Origin of the sequence: Streptomyces sp. NBC_01506 (assembly GCF_045040295.1) — a bacterium.
Classification (GTDB): Bacteria; Actinomycetota; Actinomycetes; order Streptomycetales; family Streptomycetaceae; genus Streptomyces.
The window spans coordinates 2623060-2645447 of the sequence record NZ_CP109422.1; the positions used below are offsets into that span (position 1 = coordinate 2623060).

A 22388-nucleotide genomic window follows, 5' to 3' on the forward strand; every position below is an offset into this window, starting at 1 on the left:
GGCCTCGACGCGCCGCGTCGGTGCGTCAGCGAGGCACGTGCGACAGGAAGAACACGCAGGCGAAGCCGATCAGAGCCATGAGACCCGCGCACAGCAGCCGTCGCTTCAGCAGTTCGTACCGCGCCGAGTACTCCGCCCTCAGCTCACCCGCGCGCGCCACCACCGCCTCCAGCGCCCGCCGGGACATGGCGATGTGGTCCTGGGTGTAGAGGCTGACGACTTCCTCGTGCTGTGCGCTGGTCAGCCACGGCATGCGGTCGGCGAAGACCACCGCGTGCGTACGGGCCTCCCGCACCCGGCTCTGGGCCAGTAGATAGCCCTCCAACTGCTGGATGCCCGAGGAGGCTTCGCCCGAGAAGGGTTCCGACTCGCCGGTCACGACCGGTCCTTGTCGTCTCCCGGTGCGGTCGCGGCGCCCCCCTGGGGCTCCAGGACGTCCCGCCGGCCCGCGCTGTGCGCGTCGTCGAGAGCGGCCACCTCCGGGTGGTGCAGGTCGAACGCCGGGGATTCGGAGCGGATGCGCGGCAGCGTGATGAAGTTGTGCCGCGGCGGCGGGCACGAAGTCGCCCATTCGAGTGAACGGCCGTAGCCCCACGGGTCGTCCACCTCGATCTTCTTCCCGTACTTGCTGGTCTTCCAGACGTTGTAGAAGAAGGGCAGCATCGACATGCCGAGCAGGAACGAGCTGATCGTGGAAATGGTGTTGAGCGCGGTGAATCCGTCGGCGGCCAGATAGTCCGCGTAACGGCGTGGCATTCCTTCCGCACCGAGCCAGTGCTGCACCAGGAATGTGCCGTGGAAGCCGATGAACAGCGTCCAGAAGGTGATCTTCCCGAGCCGTTCGTCCAGCATCTTGCCCGTCATCTTCGGCCACCAGAAATGGAAGCCGGCGAACATCGCGAACACCACCGTGCCGAAGACGACGTAGTGGAAGTGCGCGACGACGAAGTACGAGTCGGAGACATGGAAGTCCATCGGCGGCGACGCGAGGATCACACCCGTCAGACCACCGAAAAGGAACGTGACCAGAAATCCGACCGACCACAGCATCGGCGTCTCGAAGGACAACGAGCCTTTCCACATCGTGCCGATCCAGTTGAAGAACTTCACACCGGTCGGCACCGCGATGAGGAAGGTCATGAATGAGAAGAACGGCAGCAGAACAGCGCCGGTGACGAACATGTGGTGCGCCCAGACCGTCACCGACAGACCGGCGATGGCGATCGTCGCGCCGACCAGGCCGATATAGCCGAAGATCGGTTTCCGGCTGAACACCGGAATGATCTCGGAGACGATCCCGAAGAACGGCAAGGCGATGATGTACACCTCTGGATGCCCGAAGAACCAGAACAGGTGTTGCCACAGCAACGCGCCGCCGTTGGCGGCGTCGAAGATATGCGCACCGAATTTCCGGTCGGCCTCCAGCGCGAGCAGCGCACCGGCCAGGACGGGGAAGGCGAGCAGGACCAGCACAGCGGTCAGCAGCACGTTCCAGCAGAAGATCGGCATCCGGAACATCGTCATGCCGGGTGCGCGCATACAGACGATGGTGGTGATGAAGTTGACCGAACCGAGGATCGTGCCGAATCCGGAGAAGGCCAGACCCATGATCCACAGGTCGGCGCCGATGGTCGGTGACCGGACCGGGTCCGTCAGCGGGGAGTACGCGGTCCAGCCGAAGTCCGCGGCGCCCTGCGGGGTGATGAAGCCGGCCACCGCGATGATCGAGCCGAACAGATAGAGCCAGTAGGCGAACATGTTCAGCCGGGGGAACGCCACATCGGGCGCGCCGATCTGGAGCGGCATGATCCAGTTGGTGAATCCGGCGAACAGCGGCGTCGCGAACATCAGCAGCATGACCGTGCCGTGCATCGTGAACGCCTGGTTGAACTGCTCGTTCGACACGATTTGCAGTCCGGGGCGCGCCAGTTCGGCGCGCATGAGAAGCGCCATCACTCCGCCGATCACGAAGAACGCGAACGACGTGATCAGATAGAGCGTCCCGATCGTCTTGTGGTCGGTGGTGGTGAGCCACTTGATGACGACATTGCCGGGCTGCTTGCGCCGTACCGGCAGTTCGTTCGCGTACGACTCGTCGTCACTCTCCTGCGGGGCGCCGACCTCGTATCCGGGCTGTGCTGCCACACCAACTCCAGTTCAGTCACCGGCCGCCACGTCGAACTCTTATATGACGGCAGGGCAAACCCCGACAAACAAAGATGATTACGTCCGCAATCTATTGCATGCCGGTTGCGCGGAGTGACGCGGAAGCGGGCATCAGGCCCGGGTTCACACGTTCGTGGGGTACGAGGACGGTCACCTCGACCACGTACAGATAATGCTCTTTATTACGGCCTTGGGCCGGCGGACCGGGTCCTGGCCGCCAGGACCACGGGTGTCGGACCGCCGGACTCGGCGAACCGTTCCGGCGTCAGACCCGCGTCCAGGAAGGCGTGCAGCAGCTCCGGCAGCGGACGGTGCGTCGCGCCGACCTTGGCGCGCACGCCCTGGTCCGTCCAGGAGGCCGTCGTCCAGTGGCCGTCGAGATAGCCGGGCCGCACGACGACCGCGTCCGGGTCGCCGCGGTCGGCGAAGCCTCCGCAGAAGCAGGGGTGGACGCCGAGGTGCACGAACACCCCGCCGGGGCGCAGCACCCGGGCCACCTCCCGGAGCACCGCCGGATAGCCGGGCATATCGGTGTGCACCATCGCCGCGAGTACGGCCGGGACCGATCCGTCGCGAAAGGGCAGACGCTCGGCGTCGGCCCGCGCCACCGGCAGCCGGCCGCGCGCGTGGCGCAGCATTCCGGCCGCGATGTCGACGCCGACGGGGGTGCGGCCGAGCGCCCGGACGCGGGCCGCGTGGATGCCGGTGCCGCAGCCGATCTCCAGACAGGTGCCGGTGCCCTCGCCGAGCAGGTCGTCGATGAGGTCGCCGAGACCGAGCGGGTCGCTGTGCCCGTCCCCGCCCGCGCCGAGGAATTGCCCCTCGTACCAGTCGGCGATCTCGTCGTACGCCGCCGTTGTCGTCATGGGCCCGTCCTCTGCGTCCGCCGGCGCGGCCTCGGCGACCGCACGCGTGCCCGGTCAGCCTTCCAGACGTACCGGGAGCGTGGCCGAGCTGTTGGAGAAAAGCGAGGGCACCGGGATCAGGTCGGCCGGGTCGACGGCCAGTGTCAGCTCCGGATACCTCGCGAACACCGCCGGGATGGCCAGCGCCGCCTCGAGCCTGGCCAGCGGGGCGCCGAGACAGAAGTGCGGACCGTGGCTGAAGGCCAGGTGCTTGCGCTGCTCCCGGGTGATGTCGAACTCGTCGGCAGAGTCGCCGTGTTGAGCCTTGTCACGGCCGACGGCGCTGTACGGGGCCATGATGGCCTCCCCCTTGGGGATGCGTACGCCCGCGATCTCCACGTCCTCAAGGGGATAGCGGAAGGGGAAGTTGCCGATCGGCGCGTCCCAGCGCAGGGTCTCCTCGACCACGGCAGCCCACACCGCCTCGTCGCCCCGCTCGGCGACGGCGCGCTGGTCGGGGTGGGTGAGCAGGGCGCGTACGGCGTTGGTGATCAGACTGAGCGTGGTCTCCTGACCGGCGGAGAGCATCAGCAGCAGCGTGCCGACCAGTTCCTCCTCGCTGAGCGAGTCGGGGTCCTCGTCGCGGGCGGCGATGAGCGCGCTGGTCAGGTCGGCGCCGGGATTCTTACGGCAGTTGTCGACCACCCGGGCCAGCAACTGGTACTGCTCGATCTGACTCGCCGTCACCTCTTCCGGTCCGAGGTCGGAGCGGAAGATGTTGTCCATCAACTCCTTGAGCCGGGGCCGCTCGTGCTCGGGGACGCCGAACAGTTCGCAGATGACCTGCATGGGCACCGGGTGCGCGAAGTGGCGCCGGAGGTCGACGCTGCCGTCGGCGTCCGCGTGCGAAGGCAGGGCGTCCAGCAGCTCGTTGACGATCTGTTCGATACGCGGGCGCAGCTCCTGGACCCGGCGGGGCGTGAACGTCTGGGTGACCAGCTTGCGCAGCCTGCGGTGTTCCTGGCCGTCCGAGGTGACCATGTTGGTGACCTTCACCATGCCGATGAGCGGCCAGCCGTCGGATATCTCGCCGCGCAGGACGGCGTTCCAGTTACGCCAGTCCTTGCTGAAGCGCGGGTCGGCGATCATGTCGTTCAGCAGGGCGTGGTCGGTCACGGACCACGCCATGACGTCTCCGGGCAGTTCGATACGGACCACGGGGCCGAGTTCGCGGAGTCTGGCCGCCTCGCCGTGGTGGTCGCTGCCGTGCGGGTCGAGGGTGACGACCGGTATCTCCGCCTCGGACGAGGCTGCCGCTTGCAAGGTCATGTTGCTTCTCCAGAACTCGGGCGGGTGTGTGCGGATCTCTGGGAAGTTCCGTCTGCATCAAGCCACTTCGGCTACTTCGGGCTATCCCCGGCCGGTACGGAGCGGAATCCGCGCCGCCGAGAATCGTGCCGGGAGCGAGACGGGGATCCGCGTCCAGGGTGAGGGGCGCCAGGTCACCTCTTCGGCGGGGATGGCCAGCTTCATGTCCGGCAGCAGGTTCAGCGCGGTGTTCACTGCCGTACGGGTGATGAGCCGCGCCGGTACCTGCGCCGGGCAGACGTGCGGTCCGGCCGAGAAGGCGAGATGGGCGCGGTTGCCCGGCTCCTCGTCGCCCTCGTCGGCGCGGATCGCCGGGTCGTCGTTGGCGGCGGCGTGCCCGAGGATGAGGCAGTCGCCGCGCTGGATGAACCGGCCGCCCAACTCCGTGTCGTGCAGGGCGTACCGGGCCGGCATGTTGTTCATCGGCGGGTCGCGCCACAGTGCCTGGTCGAGCGCGTCGTCCACCCCGAGGCGGCCACCGTGCAGCCGGGCGGCGAAGCGCGGGTCGGTGAGCATCAGGCGCAGCGTGTGCGAGATCCAGGCGGTGACGGTCTCGTTGCCTGCGGAGATCATCACCACGATGGACTGAAGACGCTCGGCCTCGTTGCGGAGGTTGGGGTGGTTGATGAAGACCGTCGTCATGTCGTCGGTCGGGTTGCGCCGCCGCTCGCGCACCGTGTCGAGAAGGATCTGCTCGAAGTGGCGGTTGCCGGCCTGGGAGTCGTCGGCGCTGCCGAACAGCGCGATGAGCGCGTCCAGCAACTCCCGCCCCTCGATGGCGTCGAGGCCGAAAAGGGAGGCGAGAGACAGCATGGGGACGATCGTGGCGTACTCGTTCACCAGGTCGGCGCTGCCGCGCTCGGAGAACTCCGCGATCAGATCGGTGCAGATCTGCTCGACGTGGCGGCGCACCTTGCGCTGGTCGATCTTCGCGATGCCGTCGTCGAGCGGCTTGCGCAGCCGCCGGTGCTCGGGGCCGTCCGAGCCGATGACACTGGCGCGCCAGCCCATCATCGGCAGCAGTCCGGAGTCGGACGCGACGACGCCGTCGTGCATATGGCGCCACTTGCGGCCGTCGCGGGAGTAGATCTGCTCCTGCCTCGTGATGGTCAGCAGCTCCCGGTAGCCCATCACGAGCCAGGCGGGGACGCCCGGTTCCAGCTCCACCTTGGCAACGTTGCCCCACTCCGCGCGGAGCTTGCGGTAGACCGCGCGCGGGTCGGGCGCGCCCACCGCGGCGGACAGCGGGAGCAGCCCCGTGCCGCCGCCGTGCGACTGGTGGGCGGGACACTGCGGAGGGGGTGACGGGGCGGACTCCGGCGCGGGCGCGGGCGCGGACTCGGGTGCCGACTCCGTAGTTGACGAGGCGTCAGAAGCGGGGGCGGGCGCGGGCGTGGGGGGCGGGGCGGAACTCATGAGGCGGTCTCCGGGGTGCGTGCCGAACTCGCGGACACATACTCGACAAGACTGATCAGGGCGTCGACGGACGAGGCGTGGTCGCGCGCGTCGCACACCACCACCGGCGTCCGGTCCAACAGGTCGAGCGCGCCGCGCAGTTCGTCGGCGCCGTACTGCTCGCTGTCCGGGAACTGGTTGACCGCGACCGCGAACGGCAGTCCGCGCAGCTCCAGTTGTTCGAGGACGTCGAAGCTGTCCTCCAGTCTTCGGGTGTCGACGATGACCAGGACGCCGAGCGCGCCCTCCGCCAGTCCCTCCCACAGATCCCAGAAGCGGCGCTGCCCCGGAGTCCCGAACAGATACAGGACGAGGCGGGAGTTGAGAGTGACCCGGCCGAAGTCCATGGCGACGGTGGTCGTGGTTTTCGTACTCATTCCGGCCAGGTCGTCCACGCCGACGCTCGCCTGCGTCATGACCTCTTCGGTACGCAGCGGTTCGATCTCGCTGACCGAGCCGACCAGCGTGGTCTTGCCGACGCCGAAGGCGCCCACGACGAGAATCTTGACGGCCTGCTGGACCGTGTCCGGCAGGTAGCGGTCAGCGGAGCCGACGGAGACCATCCAGTACCTCCTGGAGGAGTTGCGAGTCGGGCAGGGCGGCCTTGGGCACACCCGAACGGGCGGACAGATGACCGCTGTCGACGAGATCGGACGCCAGCACCTTCACCAGGCTGACCGGCAGAGCGAGATGGGCCGCCGCCTCCACGAGGGACAGCAGCCGCTCACACATCCGCACCAGGGCGCGTTCTTCCCTGGTCGCCGAGACCGGTAGGGCGCGTGGCGGGCTGATCGCCACGAGAAGGGTCTCCATGCTTATGGTGTTGCGGGTCGGCCGGGAGCGCCCCTTGGTGATCACGTACGGACGTAGCGCGCCGGTGTCGCCGCTGTCTCTGTCTTTGGCGCCGGCGCTGTACTCCTCTCCCGGACCGGTCATACGGAGTCCTGCCGCGGCGGACTGCTCAGGTTGCCCGCGCCGATCTTCATCACCTGCGCCTGCATCTGCCGGGCGACGAGCTTCGGGTCCACCACGGGGCCCGTGACCACCGCGAGATGGGCGCCGTTGGCGCTGCGCATGAAGAGGAAGCCGCCGTTGAACTCCACCATCTGCTGGTGTACGGCTCCGCCGTCCTCGCCGAACTCCCGGCCGAGACTGCGGCCGAGGGACTGGAGTCCGGAGCAACTGGCCGACAGGCGCTCGGCGGAGTCCCGGTCCATTCCCTCCGAACTGGCCAGCAGAAGCCCGTCGGCGCTGAACACGATCACCCGTTGGACACCTGGTACGACGGCGACGTCGGCGATCATCCAACCGCGCTGCTCCGGGTTCTCCACGTAGCTCATACTCACGTCTGTCCTTCTGGGGGGAGGGGATTGGCGGAGGAAGAGGGGCCGGGCAGGCCCTCGTCGGTGGACGGCCAGGAGCGACCGCCCTCGAAGAACTGCTCCATCCAGTCGCCGGCCTCTTCCGGTGAGACCGGCGGGGTGACGGCGGAGGGGGCGGGGGTCACCGCTTCGGCGCCGGGCTCGTACTCGTCGCGCCGCGAACGGCGCTGCGGGAGCCGTCTGCCGGTGCGCGGAGCGTCGGGCGCGGGCGCCGGAGGGGGGATCACCGGCGCGGGGTCGACGGCCGGTTCGGCGGTGATCGGGGCTGCGGCGGCCGGGGCGGGCTCGGAAGGCGCGAGTACGGGCTCGGCGGGCGCGAGCGACGCCTCGGGTTCGGGTGCCGTCTCCGGTGTCTCCCGCGCCGCCTCCGGCTCCGGCTCCGGCTCCGTCGGCGGCGTCGGCGCGGGCGCGGCCTCGCGGTCCGGGGCGGGCACCTCCGGGACCGGCTGGGTGGCGGGCATGACCCGCCCCGTCCGCGTTCCGGCGGGCGCGAGCGTTTCCAGTACGTCCACCGGCACCAGGACCACGGCCCGGACACCGCCGTACGGGGATGGCCCGAGGTCGACCTGGAAGCCGTGCCGTTCGGCGAAGCGGCCCACCACCGCGAGGCCGGTCTGCGGGATCTCCCCGACGTCGCCGACACCCAGGAGCCGACTGCCCGAGACGATCTCGCGCGCCTCGGCGAGCCGGTACTCGTCCAGGCCGAGGCCGCCGTCGTCCACCTCGATGACCGCGCCGCGCTGCACCGTACGCACGGTCACGGGCACGCCCGTCTTCGGCGGCGAGTACTCCGTGGCGTTGGCCAGCAGTTCGGCCATGAGGTGGATCAGCGGTTCGACCACGGACGGGGTGATGCCCACGTCGGGGTCACCGCTGACCTCGACGCGCTTGAAGGCGACGATGCGCCCGGACGCGGCGCGTACGACGTCCACCAGGGCGAGCGGGCGCTGCCACTGCTGGCCGGGCCACTCGCCGCACAGCACCTTGAGGCTCTGCGCGTGCCGGGCCTGCTGGGTGGCGGCATGGTCCACCAGCATGGTGGTCTCCAGCAGGTCCGCGTCGCCGGGGTAGCGGTCGGCCAGACCGGTCACGGTCGCCTGGATGCGGTGCGCCGACGTCTGCACCCGGCTCGCCAGCTCGACCAGCGAGAGGCGCTGCGACTCCTCGCGGTCGTCGGCGGCTTCCGTGACGGCGGTCAGCAGCCGCTCGAACCACTCGGCGACACCGGCGCCCAACTCGTCGTCACTGTGCTGCGGTTGCGGGATCTCGGTGCGGGAGAGGGCGGCGGGCAGTCGCTTGGTGACCAGGAACTCGACTTCCGCGCGCACCAGTTCGGACCGGCTCTGGACGTAGCTGTGCCAGTGGGCCTCGCGGCTGCCCGCCTCGGCCCGTACCCGCTCGGTCTCGGCCCGTCGCAGCGCGGCGTCCGACGCGGCGTCACGGTGCTGTCTGCGCAGGGATTCCATGGCGGCCAGGACCAGCAGGGCGACCGCGCCGTACGCCACCGCCGCACCGAGGTGTACGTCTGCCAGGGCCACCGCGCCGACGGCGAGGGTCAGGAGGGCCAGAAGCTGCGCCACCGGCCACAGGAACCGTGTCGCGCGAGTGCGCGGTGAGGACGGTGAGGTGGCAGTGGTGGGGGATCGGACCATGGGAAACCTTCGAGTTGGCTGAAGTCGATGTCCGGCGGTGAGTCGTCCGCGGCGGTTCGCCGGTGGGTCTCGACGCGGGCGTGGCTCGTCAACTACCCCCGTGCCAGACATTGTTGAGTGATCGTATATCCGATCGGCATATGAGGCGGTCACTTCGCGGACACGGGCGGTGACCTGCCCGTTTCGTACCGCTCGTACCACGGATCCGGGCGCCCGAGCGCGGGCGCACGGGCCGTGCGAGGGCCGTCCGTCAGCGCGCGAAACGCGGCAGCCATCGCACCTGGTAGTCGCCGTGCCCGGCGTGCTCGGCCGCCATCTGCCGGACGACGAAGCCCAGTCCCACGGCGCGGCCGGAGGGGAAGTCGTGCTGGGGCCGGTCGACATCCAGATGCGCGACCTCCGCGTACTCGCCCAGGAGCACCCTGCTCGTCTCGATACGGCGCAGTGTGTGGGCCGGGTCCTGAAGGGCGATGTGGCGGTCGTACCCCTGTGTCCGCACGCTGAACGAGATCCCGCCGGACCGGTCGTGGACCTCCCCCGGCGCCTCGGGCGGGCACCGCCAGGGCTCGCCGCCGGCCGCCCGCGCGATCTGCTCCTCCTCGTCCAGGCGTGCCCGGACGAAAGCCAGCAGGTCCATGTTCTCCGCGCTCCGCGCGCTCTCCGCTTTCACGATCCGTGATCCCTCGCCGTGCTGCTCATCTCGTACCCGTCAGCCCTTCAACAGAGGATGCCGCACGGAAGTAGCGGTCGCCATCGTTGACAGGTACGCGCACCACTACGATCATCGCCCTGGTCGGGGCCCCGGCTCCCACCGATCGCGTACGAGATGTTCCAGGAGCGGCCCGGCCAGGTACCCCGGCAGTTGCTGGGAGCCGGTGCCCGTCCGGTCCACCGCGAACCTCGTGACGCGCTTCGTCCTCACGGTGATCCTGCTGCCGCCGCACTGGGTTCTTGTCCTGGTGGGGACCGTCGTGCTGCTCGCCTTCGGGCTCGTGGCGGATCTGCTCAGGTATGGCCCCGGTGGTTCGTGTCGTGGCCCGAGCTGCGGCACGGGGGGGGACGCGGAGTTCTACCGGGCGCGCGCCCACGAGGCCCTGGCGAAGCAGACACGCGCCGCGGCGAGCACCCGCAACGGTCCGGTGCCGCCGTGGAATTGTGCGATACCGGTACGCAAGTACCGCGCCGTGGGCGCCGGTTACGTACTGAGGATCGCCGAGGAGCAGGGCTGGGCGCTGCGCCAGGACCGGTACTCGGACCTGCCGCACGAGCTGAGACTGCGATACGTCGCCGACGAGTCGGCGGCTCGGGCCGAGGCGGGCTGACCCGCCCCCGGGCCCACCGGCCGCCCCGTTCAGCGCGTGCTGAGCCAGTGCGGGTCGGGGACCACCGTGAGGACGGCGGACAGCAGCACCACGGCCGCCAGCACTCCCAGTTCGACACGGGCGGCGACATGCGCGTCGCGGCTGCGCAGGAGACGGCGCCGCGCCATCAGCGCCAGCGCGCTCGCCACCGCGACGAGCAGGAGCTTGGCGATCAGGACACGGCCGTACGCCGATGTCACCACCACGTCGGCGGGCAGTCTGCGCAGGGTGGACAGCGTGCCGGTCGCCGCCAGCACGACCAGCAGCCAGACGGCGCCGCGCGCGTAGCGGCTCAGCACGGCGCGGGCCGCCGCCGGGTCGCCGCGCCGCAGCCACATCGTGCGCAGGACATGGCACAGGCCGCCGGCCCACAGGGACGCGGCGCTCAGATGGACGACCGTGAGCGCCGTGCCCCATTCCGGGGAGTACGGCTCCGGATGCGCGCGCAGCGCCTCCGCGAGGACGACCCCGGCGAGCGGGACGAGCGCCCAGCGGGGGCGGCCGGCTCCGGCGCATCCGGCGGCGAGCAGGAAGCCGTTGGCCATGACGAGGAGCAGGCCGCCTTCGCGGGTGCCGTACGTCGCGGGGATGTCGAGGTCGCTCACCACCGCGAGGACCACGATCTGCCCGGCCGCGGCGGCGGCTCCGGCCAGCGCGGCGGGGAGCGCGAGGGTGCGGGGCAGCGGGCCGGTGCGGGCCAGGACGGCGCCGGCCAGTTCGCCGAGGTGCAGCGCGAGCGCGGTGAAGACCGCGGCGCGCAGGAGGGAGGTGGTGCCGGCGGCGGGTATGCGCAGCTCGCCGGTGCCGTGCGAGGCGACGCCGGCGCCGTACAGCACGACGAGCAGCGCCAGTACGGCTCCGCCGACGCCGACGGCCATGGCCCGTGTCGGCACGCTCACCCCTCCCGTGCGGTGGCCGGTTCGTCCTCGATCGCCGGACGGGCTGCTGCGCTGTGTCCTCAATCGCCGGACGGGCTTTCAAGCCCGTCCGGCGATCAAGGGCAAGCACAGGACCAGGATCTAGCCCTTCGCGCGGGACGCCAGGAATTCCTCGAAGGTGAGCAGGCCGTCGTTGTTGGAGTCGTGGGCGTTGATCACGGCCTGGGCGACGGCCTCCGTCACATGGAAGTCGCCGAGCTGCGCCATCGCGCTCTTGTACTCCGCCGCCGTGATCAGCCCGTCGCTGTTCGCGTCGAAACGGTCGAACGCCTTGCGCGCCTCTTCGATGTCCGCCACTGCTTCCGCCCCTTCTCGGTCCCTACTGACAGAAGTCAGATTATCGGCACCCCTCCGCCACCTCGGCGGCAGCCCGGCAGCGGACGGTGAAGCCTTGGGGAGCGGCCTCAGGGGCGGCGGTCGGAGACCCGCATCTCGAACCAGGTCGTCTTGCCGCGCGGCAGCAGATCCACACCCCACCGGTCGGAGAGCTTGTCCACCAGGAACAAGCCCCGCCCGCTGGTGTCCAGCTCGCGCACCGGCAGCAGACACGGCAGTCCGCGCGAGGGGTCGCGTACCTCGATACGGATCCAGCCGCGGCGGCGCAGCATCCGCAGACCGAAGACGCGTGCGCCGGTGTGCCGTACGGCGTTGCCGACGAGTTCGGACACGAGCAGCACCGCGTGCTCGGCCATCTGCGGGGACAGCGCCCACTGGCGCAGCACGACGATATGGGTGAGTCTGCGCGCGGCCAGGGCGGACTCGGGGCGGGAGGCCAGCCGGACTTCCGCTTCCGTCGGATTGCCGAAGAGTTCGAGCACTCCGCGCGCCTGTTCGTCCTCGACGGCCGGAGTCAATCGCGTAGCGGCCGCGTCGCCGCCGTGCCGCGGTTGTTCCACACCCTCAAGGCCCGCCATGCGTCCATCATGGCTGCCCAGACGGGCTCTCGGGGCCGTTCTGAGGGATTCGACACCGTCGGCCGACCCACCCGGACAGCCGAGTTTGGCATATGCCCCTGGTATGACGCCGCGTCCGTTACCCATCCTGAGCTGCGATAACACCTCACGCACGGGTGATCACCAGTTGTGATCAACTGCTCCGCCTTAAGGCTGCCTTAAGGCGGAGCTGAGCCGGGCACCAGGTTGACGCACCCGCGCCGGCCGTCCAACCACGGTGCGGTCAGAGGAACTTGGCCTTGCCGGGCCCTTCCTCCACGAAGCTGCGCATGCCGCGCTCGCGGTCCTCGGTGGCGAACAGGCCCGCGAACCAGTTGCGTTCGAGCGCGAGCCCGGTCTCCAGATCGGTCTCCAGACCCGCGTCCACGGTCTCCTTGGCCGCCCGCAGCGCGAGGGCCGGCCCCTGGGCGAGCTTCGAGGCCCACGCGTGCGCCTGTTCGTAGACCTGCTCCGCCGGTACGACGCGGTCGACCAGCCCCAGCGCGAGCGCCTCGGGCGCTTTCACCTGACGGCCGGTGAAGATGAGGTCCTTGGCCTTGGAGGGACCGATCAGCCGGGCGAGGCGCTGGGTGCCGCCCGCGCCCGGGATCAGGCCGAGCAGGATCTCGGGCTGCCCGAGCTTCGCGTTCTCGGCGGCGATCCGGAAGTCGGCGCACAGCGCCAACTCGCAGCCGCCGCCCAGCGCGTAGCCGGTGACGGCGGCGATCACGGGCTTGGGGATCCGTGCCACGGCGGTGAACGACTCCTGGAGAGCCCGGGACCGTACGACCATCGCCGCGTGGTCCATGTCGCGCATCTCCTTGATGTCCGCGCCCGCGGCGAACACCTTCTCCCCGCCGTACAGGATCACGGCCCTGACGTCGTCGCGGCGCCCGGCCTCCGCGGCGAGTTCGAGGAGCCGGTCCTGGATCGCGATGTTCAGCGCGTTCATGGGCGGGCGGTCGAGCCGGATGGTGCCGACGCCGCCGGAGACTTCGAGATTCACAGATGACATACCAGGCAGGTTAGATCCTGGTCCCGGTGCGGTGCCCGTACGCGGAAGGGCCCGGCGCACCTGGTGGGGTGCGCCGGGCCCTTCTTCCAAGAAGTACGGCTCAAGAAGTACGGCTCAAGGACCACGGCTCAAGGACCGCGGCGGGACTACTTCGTCCACTCGGCCCAGGACATGTTCCAGCCGTTGAGGCCGTTGTCCGGGGCGATCTTCTTGTCGTCGGAGTTCTTCACGATCACCACGTCACCGATGATCGACCGGTCGTAGAACCACGCGGACGGCGTGCTCTTGTCGTAGCCGCCCCGTACGTCGCGCAGTCCGACGCACCCGTGGCTGACGTTGGCCGAGCCGAACGTCCCCGCGGACGCCCAGTAGTTGCCGTGGATGAAGGTGCCCGACGTGGACAGCCGCATCGCGTGCGGCACGTCCTTGATGTCGTACTCACCGCCGAAGCCGACCGTGGCGCCGTTCATCCGCGTCACCTTGTGCTTCTCGCTGATGACCATCTCGCCGTTGTACGTCGTGGTCGACGGCGCGCCCGCCGTGATCGCGACCTTCTTGATCTCCTTGCCGTCCTTGACGACCCGCATCGTCTTGGCCTTGGCGTCCACCGTGGAGACCATGGAGCGGCCGATGGTGAACTTCACCGTCTTCGCCTGCTCGCCGTACACCCCGGGCCGTCCCTCGACACCGTCGAGATTCAGCTCGACGGTCACCTTCGTGCCCGCGGCCCAGTACTTCTCGGGCCGGAAGTCGAGCCGGTCGTTGCCGAACCAGTGGCCCTCGATGGGGACCGACGGCTCGGCGGTCACCTTGATGGCCCGCTCCACGGCCTCGGGATCGGTGATCCCTCGGGTGAAGTTGAGCGAGACCGGCATACCGACGCCGACCGTCGAGCCGTCCTCGGGCGTGTAGTGGCCGATGAAGGTGTTCTTCGGTACGAGGGTGGTGAAGGTGCTGTCCTTCGCCGACACCCGGCCCTCGGAGTCCTTGGCGATCGCGTGCACCGTGTATTTGGTGGCTCCGGCCAGATGCCGGGCCGGCTGCCAGGCCGTACCGCCGGCGGCTATCTTGCCGTCGACCGGATTGCCCTTGCTGTCCTTGACGGTGACGGTCGTCAACTTGCCCTTGCTCGCGGTGACCTTGAGCGCGCCGCTCGTCGCGACCGACTTCGCGCCGTCCTTGGGCGCGACCGTCACGACAGCCTGCGATGCGGCGTTCTCGACCTTCCCGCCGTCCTTCTCGCCCTTGCCGTCAGCGCCCTTGTCGTCTCCGCCGTCCCCGCCGCCGCACGCCGTCACGAACAGGAGCAGACCGCCCAGCGCGAACGCCGCGAGCCCTCTGCCCCGTGCCTGGCGGCGTGCCCGTCCCCGCCCAAGTCCCCGTGCCTGTCCCTGTGCCTGTCCCTGTGTCCGGTCGGCTTGCGCCGATGACCGCGCCGATGCCCCCGAAAGCGGCTGCCCGTTCAATGGTCGTCTCCCCTCACACGGCCGGGCCCCGCCTCGGCCTCGGAGCCGGGTGCGAACGACGCACGACCGGGCTCCATACCCCCGCGCGCTTTGCTCGCGCGCACGGCGATAGATAATCACACCGCGAGCCGTCCCGGACTCCCCGGGATTGTCACCGTTCCGTTCCAACACTTCCCGGAATCAGGGACGGTCACGCAGGTGAGGGTGGGTGCGAGGCAGTTTCTTCGGCAGCCGTACGGCTGCCGTACGGCTGCGCCCCGTCAGCCGGCGACCGCGGAACCCGCCTTCCACTTCCGCCAGTCGAGGTTCCAGCCGCTCAGTCCGTTGTCCGGATCGACTGTCTTGTCACGGGAGTTGACCACTTCCACGACATCGCCGACGAGCGTCCGGTCGAAGAACCAGCCCGCCGGGGTGTCCGCGCTGCCGCCCTTGACGTCGCGCAGTCCGACGCACCCGTGACTGACGTTGGTCGAGCCGAAAGTCTCCGGAGTGGCCCAGTAGTTGCCGTGCAGAAACGTCCCCGACGTGGTGAGGCGCAGCGCGTGGGGCACGTCCTTGATGTCGTACTCACCGCCGAAGCCGACCGTGGCGCCGTTCATCCGCGTCACGTCGTACAGCTCGGTGACGACCATCTTCCCGTTGTACGTGGTGGTCTTGGGCGCCCCGGCCGTGATCGGCACCGTCGAGACCAGCGCACCGTCGCGCCGTACCTCCATGGTGTGCTTCTCCGCGTCCACGAGGGACACCTGGGATCGGCCGACCGTGAAGCCGACCGTCTTCTCCTGGATACCGAAGACGCCCGGCGCGGCCTGGACGTCGCGCAGCCCCAGATCGACCCTGACCTCGGTGCCCGGCTTCCAGTACTCCCGGGGCCGGAAGTCGAGGCGCTGGGCGCCGAACCAGTGGCCGACGATCTCGACCGGCGGATTCGAGGTGACGCGGATGGCGCGCTGGACGGCGGCGCGGTTCTCGATCTTCCGGTTGAAGTCGAAGGAGACGATCATGCCGGTGCCGACGGTCGAGCGGTTCTCGGGCTGGAAGTAGCCGATGAAGCGGTGCTTCGGTACGGCGGTGGTGAAGGTGGAGTGCCGGGCCGAGCGGCGGCCCGCGCCGTCCACGGCGACCACGTCGACGCTGTATTTGGCGGCGAGCACGACGCGCGCCCGCTCCCGCGGCGCCCAGACGAGCCCGTCGTCGGAGATCCGGCCGGGCAGTCGCGTACGCTGCGCGCCGTCGACCCGGACGACGTCGACCCGCTCCAGCTTGCCGTCCGGGATCCGCACCTCGATCCGGTCGCCGCGCTTGATGTTCTTGGCCCCGTCCTCGGGGCTGATCCGGATCGTGTCCCCAGGCGCCCGGGACTTGCTTTCGGTGAAGGTCTCGCCGACGGTGCATCCCGTCAGTCCGGCCAGCCCCGCGATCAGTCCTGCCCATGTCAGGACGGCGGCGATGCCGGTCCCTGCCCGCTTCAGTACGTGTGTCACGACCCGCCCAACGACGACCCCCCTGTGGGGGAAACGTGAGTGCGGGCCGTCCGGCGGGAAGAACACGTGGGAGGACCACGCGAGGGGGAGCCACGGCCGGGACGCCGTGGCCGCCGGATGCGCGGGGGCCGACGAGCCGGAGGGGCTGACAGGTGGCGAGCGCAGCCGAGCAGGAGACAGTGCGGGAAGCGGTCCTGGATCCGATGATGGATCACGTGAGAGATCCGGCCGAAGAGATCCATCCAGACGCCGTGACAGACGCCGTGACAGACGTCGGGCGGGAAGGCCGGCCAGGTGTCCGGCGTGCGGCGGGGAGCGGGCCGCAGGCCGCCGGGGAGGCGGCCTCCGCCGCTTGCCCGCCCGAGGTGTGGCCGGGAGCGCCGACGCCGCTCGGTGCGCGGTTCCGGGTGGGCCCGGACGGGGTCGCGGGGACGAACTTCGCCCTGTGGGCGGGCGGCGCCGAGGCCGTCGAGTTGTGCCTCTTCGACGACGCGGCCTCTGTAGAAGGCGGTGGCGGTGTCGTCGAGGTCCGCCTCCCACTGACGGAGCTGACACACGAGATCTGGCACGGCTTCGTGCCCGACGTACGCCCCGGACAGCGGTACGGCTTCCGGGTGCACGGCCGCTGGGACCCCTGGACCGGCGCCCGCTGGAATCCGGCGAAGCTGCTGCTCGACCCGTACGCGCGCGCCGTCGACGGCGACTTCGCGCTGCCGCCCGAGGTGTACGGCCATGTGCGTGACTGGCCGCAGCAGCAGGTGGCCGACACGGTGCGCGACGAGCACGACTCCGCGCCGTACGTCCCCAAGGGCGTCGTCGTCCACGACGACTCCCCCGACGACGGCTGGGCCGACGACCGGCGGCCCAAGACGCCGTGGGCGGACACGGTCATCTACGAGGTGCATGTACGCGGCTTCACCATGCGCCATCCGGGCATCCCCGACGAGCTGCGCGGCACCTACGCGGGCCTCGCCCACCCGGCGGCGATCGAGCATCTCGTACGGCTCGGGGTGACCGCCGTCGAGCTGCTGCCGGTGCACCAGTTCGCGCACGAGGACCATCTGCTGCGGCGCGGTCTGCGCAACTACTGGGGCTACAACTCCATCGGCTACTTCGCCCCGCACGCCGGCTACGCCGCCGGCGGCACCCGGGGACAGCAGGTCGGGGAGTTCAAGCGGATGGTGCGCGCCCTGCACGACGCCGGGATCGAGGTCATCCTCGACGTCGTCTACAACCACACGGCGGAGGCGGGCGAGCTGGGCCCGACGCTGTCCCTGCGGGGCATCGACAACCGCGGCTACTACCGCCTCCAGTCCGACGCCCGCAGATACGCCGACTACACGGGCTGCGGCAACACCCTGCATGTCGTCCAGCCGCAGGTCCTGCGGCTGATCACGGACTCGCTGCGGTACTGGGTCGGCGAGATGGGTGTCGACGGCTTCCGCTTCGACCTGGCGGCGGCGCTCGCCCGCTCCATGCACGACGTCGACATGCTGTCGCCGTTCCTGGCGGTGATCGCGCAGGACCCCGTGCTGCGCCGGGTGAAGCTCATCGCCGAGCCCTGGGACGTCGGCGACGGCGGCTACCAGGTGGGGGCGTTCCCCCCGCTGTGGACCGAGTGGAACGACCGCTACCGGGACGCCGTACGGGACTTCTGGCGCGGTGCCACACCCGACGTACGGGATCTGGGTTACCGGCTGTCCGGGTCGAGCGACCTGTACGCGTGGGGCGGCCGGCGGCCGTACGCCTCCGTCAACTTCGTCACCGCCCACGACGGCTTCACACTGCGCGACCTCGTCAGTTACGAGCACAAGCACAACGAGGCCAACGGCGAGGGCAACAGGGACGGCACGGACGACAACCGCGCGTGGAACTGCGGCGTGGAGGGCGAGAGTGCCGACCCCGAGGTCAACGCGCTGCGGCGGCGGCAACTGCGCAACCTGCTGACCACCCTGCTGCTGTCGACCGGTGTGCCGATGCTGGTCGCGGGCGACGAGATGGGCCGTACGCAGGGCGGCAACAACAACGCGTACTGCCAGGACGACGAGACGAGCTGGCTCGACTGGTCACTGCTCGACCGGCCAGGCTCGTACGGCCTCTACCGGCTCACCAGGCGGCTGCTGGCGCTGCGCCGGGCCCATCCGGTGCTGCGCCGCCGCGCGTTCTTCTCCGGCCGCGCGCAGGCGCCGGACGGGCTGCGCGACCTGGCGTGGTTCGGACCCGACGGGACGGAGATGACGGAGCACGACTGGTACGCGCCCGCGTCGACGCTGGGACTGTTCCTGTCGGGGCGCGACATCCCGGGGCGTGACGCGCGCGGACGCAAGATCACCGACGACAGCTTCCTGGCGGTGCTGCACTCGGGAGCGGAGCCGGTGGACTTCGCGCTGCCGGGCGAGCCGTGGGCGCGGTCGTACGAGCTGGTGGTCGACACCTCGTCGGAGGACCAGGACGAGGAGCCGGGGACGGTGCTCGACGGGGGGACGGTCACGACGGTGCCCGCGCGGGCGGTGCTGCTGCTGCGCGTACGGGGGTGAGCCTCGCGCCCTCCTGAAGAGGAGGGCTCAGCCCAGGATCTTGCGGTCGTATCCCACCGCGACCGCCGCCGCCCGGTCCTTGACGCCCAACTTTCCGTAGATATGGGTGAGATGGGTCTTCACCGTCGCCTCGCTGATGAACAGCTCGGCGGCGATCTCGCGGTTCGACGTGCCCCGCGCGACGAGTTCGAGGACTTCGCGTTCGCGCGCGGACAGCGGTTCGTTGCCTGCGGCGGGCGCACGGACGCGCGAGACCAGCCGGGACGCGACGGCGGGCGACAGGACCGTACGTCCCTCGGCCGCCGCCCGTACCGCCGTGAACAGCTCCTCGCGCGGCGCGTCCTTGAGGAGATAGCCGGTGGCGCCCGCCTCGATCGCGGGGATGGTGTCGGAGTCCGTGTCGTACGTGGTGAGGACGAGCACCTTGGAACGGGCGCCGTGCCGGGTCAGCGCCGCGATCGCGTCGACTCCCCCGCCGTCCGGCATCCGCAGATCCATCAGGACGACGTCGGGGTCCAGTTGGAGCGCCAGCTCGACGCCCTCGACACCGCCGGACGCCTCGCCCAGCACCGCGAAACCGGCGGCCGATTCGAACATGCCGCGCAGACCGTCCCGTACGACGGGATGGTCATCGACGACGATCAGGGTGATGGTCCGCTCTTGCATGACGGACCAAAGGTACGCGAGCCGAGACGGCCGTGCCGCCGCCGCCCACCTCCGACTCCACGGTGACGGTGCCCGCGATGCGCTCCGCGCGGGCGCGCATACCGTCGAGCCCGAAGCCGTTCGCGCCGGAACGCGGGCGCAGCACGAGGGGGTCGAAGCCGCACCCGTCGTCCCGTACGTCGAGGGTGATCTCGTGGCCCATGTACGACAGGGTGACACCGGCCCGTCCGGCCGCCGCGTGCCTGGCGGTGTTGGCCAGGGCTTCCTGCGCGATGCGCAGCAGCGTGGCGGCGACCTCGTCGTGCAGGGGCTCCTCGGTGCCGGTGACGGTGAACCCGGCCCGTACACCGGTCCGCTCCGACCACTCGGCGACGGTCTTCTTCAGGGCCTCGGCCAGGGTGTTGTGGTCCAGCGCCGCCGGACCGAGGTTGCGCACGGAGCGGCGGGCCTCGCCGAGGCTGTGGCGGGCGAGGGCGGCGGCCCGGGTCAGATGCTCGCGGGCCAGCTCGGGGTCGGGGGTGGCGGTGACCACCTGGAGCTGGGCGATGATGCCGGTCAGTCCCTGGGCGATGGTGTCGTGGATCTCGGCGGCGAGCCGGCGGCGTTCGTCGGCGACGCCCGCCTCGCGGGCCTGGACGAGGAGTTGGGCGTGCAGACCGGCGTTCTCCTCCATGGCCTGTTCCAGGCGGGCGTTGGTCTCTTCCAGCTCGACGATGGTCGCGGCCCGCTCGGCGGCGATCTCGACCTCCCTGCGACCGAGATGGGCGAAGCCGAGGGTGAGCGATCCGTTGAGCAGCAGGAGCCCGCAGAAGAGGATCCACTGGAGGGTGCCGTCGGGCGGCAGACCGCCCGATTGCGCGCCCGCCATGGTGACGGAGGTGACGAGAAGCCCGGCCCGCACGGCCCGTTTCGGCAGGAGGAAGTCGGTGTCGAAGTAGCCGATGACGGCGTAGATCGAGAACAGCGGGTTGAGCCAGGTGAGGACGAAGGTGAAGGCGGTCCGTACGACGTAGTAGACCTGTCCGACGGCCGACGACTCGCTCGCGCGCAGCGGCCGGGCCCGCACCATCCGGCCCCACCACATCTGGAGGGGGACGGCGGCGACGACCAGCGCCCCGGCGGCGTACAGCTCGGTGCGGCTCATGCCGACGTAGTCGGCGGTGACGGCCGAGATCACGGTGGCGAGGGCCAGCAGGGCATAGGGGCCCCACCGGAAGAACTGCTCCCACCGCTCCTCCACGGAGACCGGCCCGCGCGGCGCCCTGTCTGTCGTCATCCCCATCCCCATCGCCACAGTGTGCCCCGTCCCCGGTGGCGGCCGGAGCGGGCCGGTGGCGGGGACGCCCGCGCCGGCCGGTGGGTGGTCATTCCCAGCGGAACCAGCGGGCGGCGCCGACGGTCAGCAGGAGCGTCCACAGCGCCATCACGCCCAGGTCCGCCCAGTGCGGCCAGCCGCCGCGCGTGGCGGCGTCGAGGGCTTCGGACGCGGCGCCCATCGGCGAGTAGCCGACGATGTCCCGCAGCAGGTCGGGCATCGACTGGACCGGCAGCCACACACCGGCGGTGAACATCGACGGGAAGAACAGGGCCGAGCCGATGGCCTGGCCAGCCTTCTGTGTAGGGGCGATCGCGCAGACCAGGCCGCCCAGCGCCAGGGCACCGGCGGTCGCGAGGATCAGGGCCGGCAGATAGCCGGCGAGCTGCTGGGGCAGCGCCACGCCGAAGGCGATTCTGCCGACGGCGATCGCCAGCACGGCGGAGGCGAGCGCGCTGCCGCCGAGCAGCGCGAGCTGCGAGACGAGCAGCGTGGTGGGCCGCACGGGTGTCGTGGACATACGGCGCAGAATGCCGCGCTCGCGGTAGCCGATCAGGACCGGCGGCATGGCCTGGAGCCCGGCCGTGATCACGGCGAGGAGGGCGGCGACGGGGACGTACAGGTCGATGACCCGCCGGCCGCCGAGGTCGGGGTCGGCGTCGCGGAAGCCCGGGATCAGTCCGAGGATCACCATCAGGAGGGTCGGGAAGGTGATGATCCAGAAGAGGACGCCCGGCTCGCGGGTCAGCAGGCGCGCCTCGGTCTTGAGGACGGCGGTGGACGCGGAGGCCATGATCAGACCCTCTCTTCTTCGGGCTGCGGGGCGGTGGTGGCGGGGGCGTCGGCCGTGCCGGTGGCGGTGGCCGTCTGCGTCTCGGTGAGGTCGAGGAACGCGTCGTCCAGCGTCGCCTCGGTGACCCGGAGTTGGTGCGCCGTGACGTGGTGGCGGGCGAGCAGCGTGATGACCGCGTTGACGGTCTCGTCGGTGCCGTTGATGACGATCCGGTCGCCGTTCGTCTCCACGGACACCGCCTCGGGCAGCGCGGCCAGGTCCTCGTTGCGCAGCGGCTGCGACGGCGTGAAGGAGATGACGGTCGACGCGGTCGAGCGCGCGATCAGCCCGGACGGGGTGTCGAGCGCGGCGACCCTCCCCCGGTCGATCACGGCGATACGGTCGCAGAGCCGCTGCGCCTCCTCCATGAAGTGGGTGACCAGCAGCACGGTCACCCCGGAGTCCCGGATCTCCTCGATCAGACTCCACGTGTCACGGCGGGCACGCGGGTCCAGACCGGTGGTCAGCTCGTCGAGCACGACCACGCGCGGACCGCCGATCAGGGACAGCGCGATGAACAGCCGCTGCTTCTGCCCGCCGGACAGCTTCGCGAAGCGCGTCGAGAGCTTGGGCTCGAGGCCGAGGCGGCCGGCGAGCGGACGCCAGTCGACGGGCTTGGGGTAGAACGCGGAGTACAGCTCCAGCGCCTCGCGCACGGTGAGCTTCGGCTGGAGTTCGCTCTCCTGGAGCTGTGCGCCCAGGAGTTGGGTGACCTGCTGGTGGTCGCCGACCGGATCGAGTCCGGCGACCCGGACCGTACCGGCGTCGGGGACCCGCAGCCCCTCGACGCATTCGACGGTCGTCGTCTTGCCCGCACCGTTGGGACCGAGGATCCCGAAGACCTCGCCCTCCTCGACGGTGAAACTGACACCGTCGACCGCCGGCTTTCCCCCGTACGCCTTGCGCAGGCCGTTCACTTCGATGATCGCCATGGCAGCAGCTTGTCGCCCCGCGCCCGGCGGCGGCATCGGCCA

At 70.3% G+C, this 22388-nt stretch carries 22 protein-coding genes; 2 read left to right on the plus strand and 20 right to left on the minus strand.

Annotation, left to right across the window (positions count from 1 at the left end):
• Nucleotides 1–25: 25 nt before the first annotated feature.
• The 10 genes from OG329_RS11070 to OG329_RS11115 form a co-directional block, all read right to left on the minus strand.
• Entirely contained in the window at nucleotides 26–379 is a 354-nt protein-coding gene (locus tag OG329_RS11070; protein ID WP_405794503.1) for a hypothetical protein, read from the minus strand.
• Nucleotides 376–2145 carry a cytochrome c oxidase subunit I gene (gene ctaD / locus OG329_RS11075; RefSeq protein ID WP_405794505.1) on the minus strand — a complete coding sequence of 590 codons (1770 nt, stop codon included), beginning with the start codon at nucleotides 2143–2145 and terminating at the stop codon, nucleotides 376–378. The genes OG329_RS11070 and ctaD overlap by 4 nt, the downstream gene beginning before the upstream one ends.
• A 203-nt stretch (nucleotides 2146–2348) precedes the next feature.
• Entirely contained in the window at nucleotides 2349–3032 is a 684-nt protein-coding gene (locus OG329_RS11080; protein WP_405794507.1) for a class I SAM-dependent methyltransferase, read from the minus strand.
• 54 nt (nucleotides 3033–3086) lie between these two features.
• Nucleotides 3087–4340, minus strand: coding sequence for a cytochrome P450 (locus tag OG329_RS11085; RefSeq protein WP_405794508.1), 1254 nt, complete (start codon nucleotides 4338–4340; stop codon nucleotides 3087–3089).
• A gap of 81 nt (nucleotides 4341–4421) precedes the next feature.
• Nucleotides 4422–5795 carry a cytochrome P450 gene (locus OG329_RS11090; protein WP_405794510.1) on the minus strand — a complete coding sequence of 458 codons (1374 nt, stop codon included), beginning with the start codon at nucleotides 5793–5795 and terminating at the stop codon, nucleotides 4422–4424.
• The gene (locus OG329_RS11095; RefSeq protein WP_405794511.1) at nucleotides 5792–6397 is read right to left on the minus strand and encodes a GTP-binding protein; all 606 of its coding nucleotides are present in this window, start codon (nucleotides 6395–6397) and stop codon (nucleotides 5792–5794) included. Before OG329_RS11095 ends, OG329_RS11090 begins: the two co-directional genes overlap by 4 nt.
• A complete protein-coding gene (locus OG329_RS11100) occupies nucleotides 6375–6770 on the minus strand; it encodes a DUF742 domain-containing protein (protein WP_405794512.1) in 396 nt (131 codons plus the stop codon). The genes OG329_RS11095 and OG329_RS11100 overlap by 23 nt, the downstream gene beginning before the upstream one ends.
• A complete protein-coding gene (locus OG329_RS11105) occupies nucleotides 6767–7174 on the minus strand; it encodes a roadblock/LC7 domain-containing protein (protein ID WP_405794514.1) in 408 nt (135 codons plus the stop codon). The genes OG329_RS11100 and OG329_RS11105 overlap by 4 nt, the downstream gene beginning before the upstream one ends.
• A 2-nt stretch (nucleotides 7175–7176) precedes the next feature.
• A complete protein-coding gene (locus OG329_RS11110; RefSeq protein ID WP_405794516.1) occupies nucleotides 7177–8868 on the minus strand; it encodes an ATP-binding protein in 1692 nt (563 codons plus the stop codon).
• Between the two features lie 250 nt (nucleotides 8869–9118).
• Nucleotides 9119–9505: a DUF6221 family protein gene (locus OG329_RS11115; RefSeq protein ID WP_405801770.1), complete on the minus strand. Its 387-nt coding sequence runs from the start codon at nucleotides 9503–9505 to the stop codon at nucleotides 9119–9121.
• Between the two features lie 265 nt (nucleotides 9506–9770).
• On the opposite strand from OG329_RS11115, the gene OG329_RS11120 reads away from it, so the two are divergent.
• Nucleotides 9771–10190 carry a hypothetical protein gene (locus tag OG329_RS11120; RefSeq protein ID WP_405794518.1) on the plus strand — a complete coding sequence of 140 codons (420 nt, stop codon included), beginning with the start codon at nucleotides 9771–9773 and terminating at the stop codon, nucleotides 10188–10190.
• 29 nt (nucleotides 10191–10219) lie between these two features.
• Here the strand turns inward: OG329_RS11120 and OG329_RS11125 are convergent, their stop codons facing one another.
• From OG329_RS11125 to OG329_RS11150, 6 genes are all read right to left on the minus strand, one after another.
• Nucleotides 10220–11107 carry a CopD family protein gene (locus OG329_RS11125; protein WP_405801772.1) on the minus strand — a complete coding sequence of 296 codons (888 nt, stop codon included), beginning with the start codon at nucleotides 11105–11107 and terminating at the stop codon, nucleotides 10220–10222.
• A 141-nt stretch (nucleotides 11108–11248) separates the two neighbouring features.
• Nucleotides 11249–11464: an EF-hand domain-containing protein gene (locus OG329_RS11130; protein WP_405794519.1), complete on the minus strand. Its 216-nt coding sequence runs from the start codon at nucleotides 11462–11464 to the stop codon at nucleotides 11249–11251.
• A 107-nt stretch (nucleotides 11465–11571) separates the two neighbouring features.
• Nucleotides 11572–12081, minus strand: coding sequence for an ATP-binding protein (locus OG329_RS11135; RefSeq protein ID WP_405794520.1), 510 nt, complete (start codon nucleotides 12079–12081; stop codon nucleotides 11572–11574).
• 262 nt (nucleotides 12082–12343) lie between these two features.
• Complete coding sequence (locus OG329_RS11140; RefSeq protein WP_405794522.1) at nucleotides 12344–13114, minus strand: enoyl-CoA hydratase/isomerase family protein; 771 nt, start codon at nucleotides 13112–13114, stop codon at nucleotides 12344–12346.
• 146 nt (nucleotides 13115–13260) lie between these two features.
• Nucleotides 13261–14580, minus strand: a complete 1320-nt coding sequence (locus tag OG329_RS11145; protein ID WP_405794523.1) for an Ig-like domain-containing protein — start codon at nucleotides 14578–14580, stop codon at nucleotides 13261–13263.
• Between the two features lie 260 nt (nucleotides 14581–14840).
• Nucleotides 14841–16064 (minus strand): Ig-like domain-containing protein, encoded by a 1224-nt coding sequence (locus tag OG329_RS11150; protein WP_405794524.1) that lies wholly within the window; start codon nucleotides 16062–16064, stop codon nucleotides 14841–14843.
• Between the two features lie 152 nt (nucleotides 16065–16216).
• On the opposite strand from OG329_RS11150, the gene glgX reads away from it, so the two are divergent.
• Nucleotides 16217–18601 carry a glycogen debranching protein GlgX gene (glgX, locus tag OG329_RS11155; RefSeq protein WP_405794526.1) on the plus strand — a complete coding sequence of 795 codons (2385 nt, stop codon included), beginning with the start codon at nucleotides 16217–16219 and terminating at the stop codon, nucleotides 18599–18601.
• Nucleotides 18602–18628: 27 nt separating this feature from the next.
• On the opposite strand, the gene OG329_RS11160 is transcribed toward glgX, so the two are convergent.
• From OG329_RS11160 to OG329_RS11175, 4 genes are all read right to left on the minus strand, one after another.
• Nucleotides 18629–19267: a response regulator gene (locus OG329_RS11160; protein ID WP_405794528.1), complete on the minus strand. Its 639-nt coding sequence runs from the start codon at nucleotides 19265–19267 to the stop codon at nucleotides 18629–18631.
• Complete coding sequence (locus OG329_RS11165) at nucleotides 19230–20543, minus strand: sensor histidine kinase (RefSeq protein WP_405794530.1); 1314 nt, start codon at nucleotides 20541–20543, stop codon at nucleotides 19230–19232. Before OG329_RS11165 ends, OG329_RS11160 begins: the two co-directional genes overlap by 38 nt.
• Nucleotides 20544–20631: 88 nt before the next feature.
• The gene (locus OG329_RS11170; protein WP_405794531.1) at nucleotides 20632–21375 is read right to left on the minus strand and encodes an ABC transporter permease; all 744 of its coding nucleotides are present in this window, start codon (nucleotides 21373–21375) and stop codon (nucleotides 20632–20634) included.
• Nucleotides 21376–21377: 2 nt separating this feature from the next.
• The gene (locus OG329_RS11175) at nucleotides 21378–22346 is read right to left on the minus strand and encodes an ABC transporter ATP-binding protein (RefSeq protein ID WP_405794532.1); all 969 of its coding nucleotides are present in this window, start codon (nucleotides 22344–22346) and stop codon (nucleotides 21378–21380) included.
• Between the last annotated feature and the right edge of the window lie 42 nt (nucleotides 22347–22388).

Coding starts and splice junctions, on each gene's coding strand:
- OG329_RS11100 (WP_405794512.1), bottom strand. CDS start 6,770: ATGACCGGTCCGGGAGAGGAGTACAGCGCCGGCGCCAAAGACAGAGAC.
- OG329_RS11135 (WP_405794520.1), bottom strand. CDS start 12,081: ATGGCGGGCCTTGAGGGTGTGGAACAACCGCGGCACGGCGGCGACGCG.
- OG329_RS11090 (WP_405794510.1), bottom strand. CDS start 5,795: ATGAGTTCCGCCCCGCCCCCCACGCCCGCGCCCGCCCCCGCTTCTGAC.
- OG329_RS11110 (WP_405794516.1), bottom strand. CDS start 8,868: ATGGTCCGATCCCCCACCACTGCCACCTCACCGTCCTCACCGCGCACT.
- OG329_RS11175 (WP_405794532.1), bottom strand. CDS start 22,346: ATGGCGATCATCGAAGTGAACGGCCTGCGCAAGGCGTACGGGGGAAAG.
- OG329_RS11115 (WP_405801770.1), bottom strand. CDS start 9,505: ATGGACCTGCTGGCTTTCGTCCGGGCACGCCTGGACGAGGAGGAGCAG.
- OG329_RS11170 (WP_405794531.1), bottom strand. CDS start 21,375: ATGGCCTCCGCGTCCACCGCCGTCCTCAAGACCGAGGCGCGCCTGCTG.
- OG329_RS11125 (WP_405801772.1), bottom strand. CDS start 11,107: ATGGCCGTCGGCGTCGGCGGAGCCGTACTGGCGCTGCTCGTCGTGCTG.
- OG329_RS11105 (WP_405794514.1), bottom strand. CDS start 7,174: ATGAGCTACGTGGAGAACCCGGAGCAGCGCGGTTGGATGATCGCCGAC.
- OG329_RS11165 (WP_405794530.1), bottom strand. CDS start 20,543: ATGACGACAGACAGGGCGCCGCGCGGGCCGGTCTCCGTGGAGGAGCGG.
- OG329_RS11085 (WP_405794508.1), bottom strand. CDS start 4,340: ATGACCTTGCAAGCGGCAGCCTCGTCCGAGGCGGAGATACCGGTCGTC.
- OG329_RS11095 (WP_405794511.1), bottom strand. CDS start 6,397: ATGGTCTCCGTCGGCTCCGCTGACCGCTACCTGCCGGACACGGTCCAG.
- OG329_RS11160 (WP_405794528.1), bottom strand. CDS start 19,267: ATGCAAGAGCGGACCATCACCCTGATCGTCGTCGATGACCATCCCGTC.
- OG329_RS11080 (WP_405794507.1), bottom strand. CDS start 3,032: ATGACGACAACGGCGGCGTACGACGAGATCGCCGACTGGTACGAGGGG.
- OG329_RS11140 (WP_405794522.1), bottom strand. CDS start 13,114: ATGTCATCTGTGAATCTCGAAGTCTCCGGCGGCGTCGGCACCATCCGG.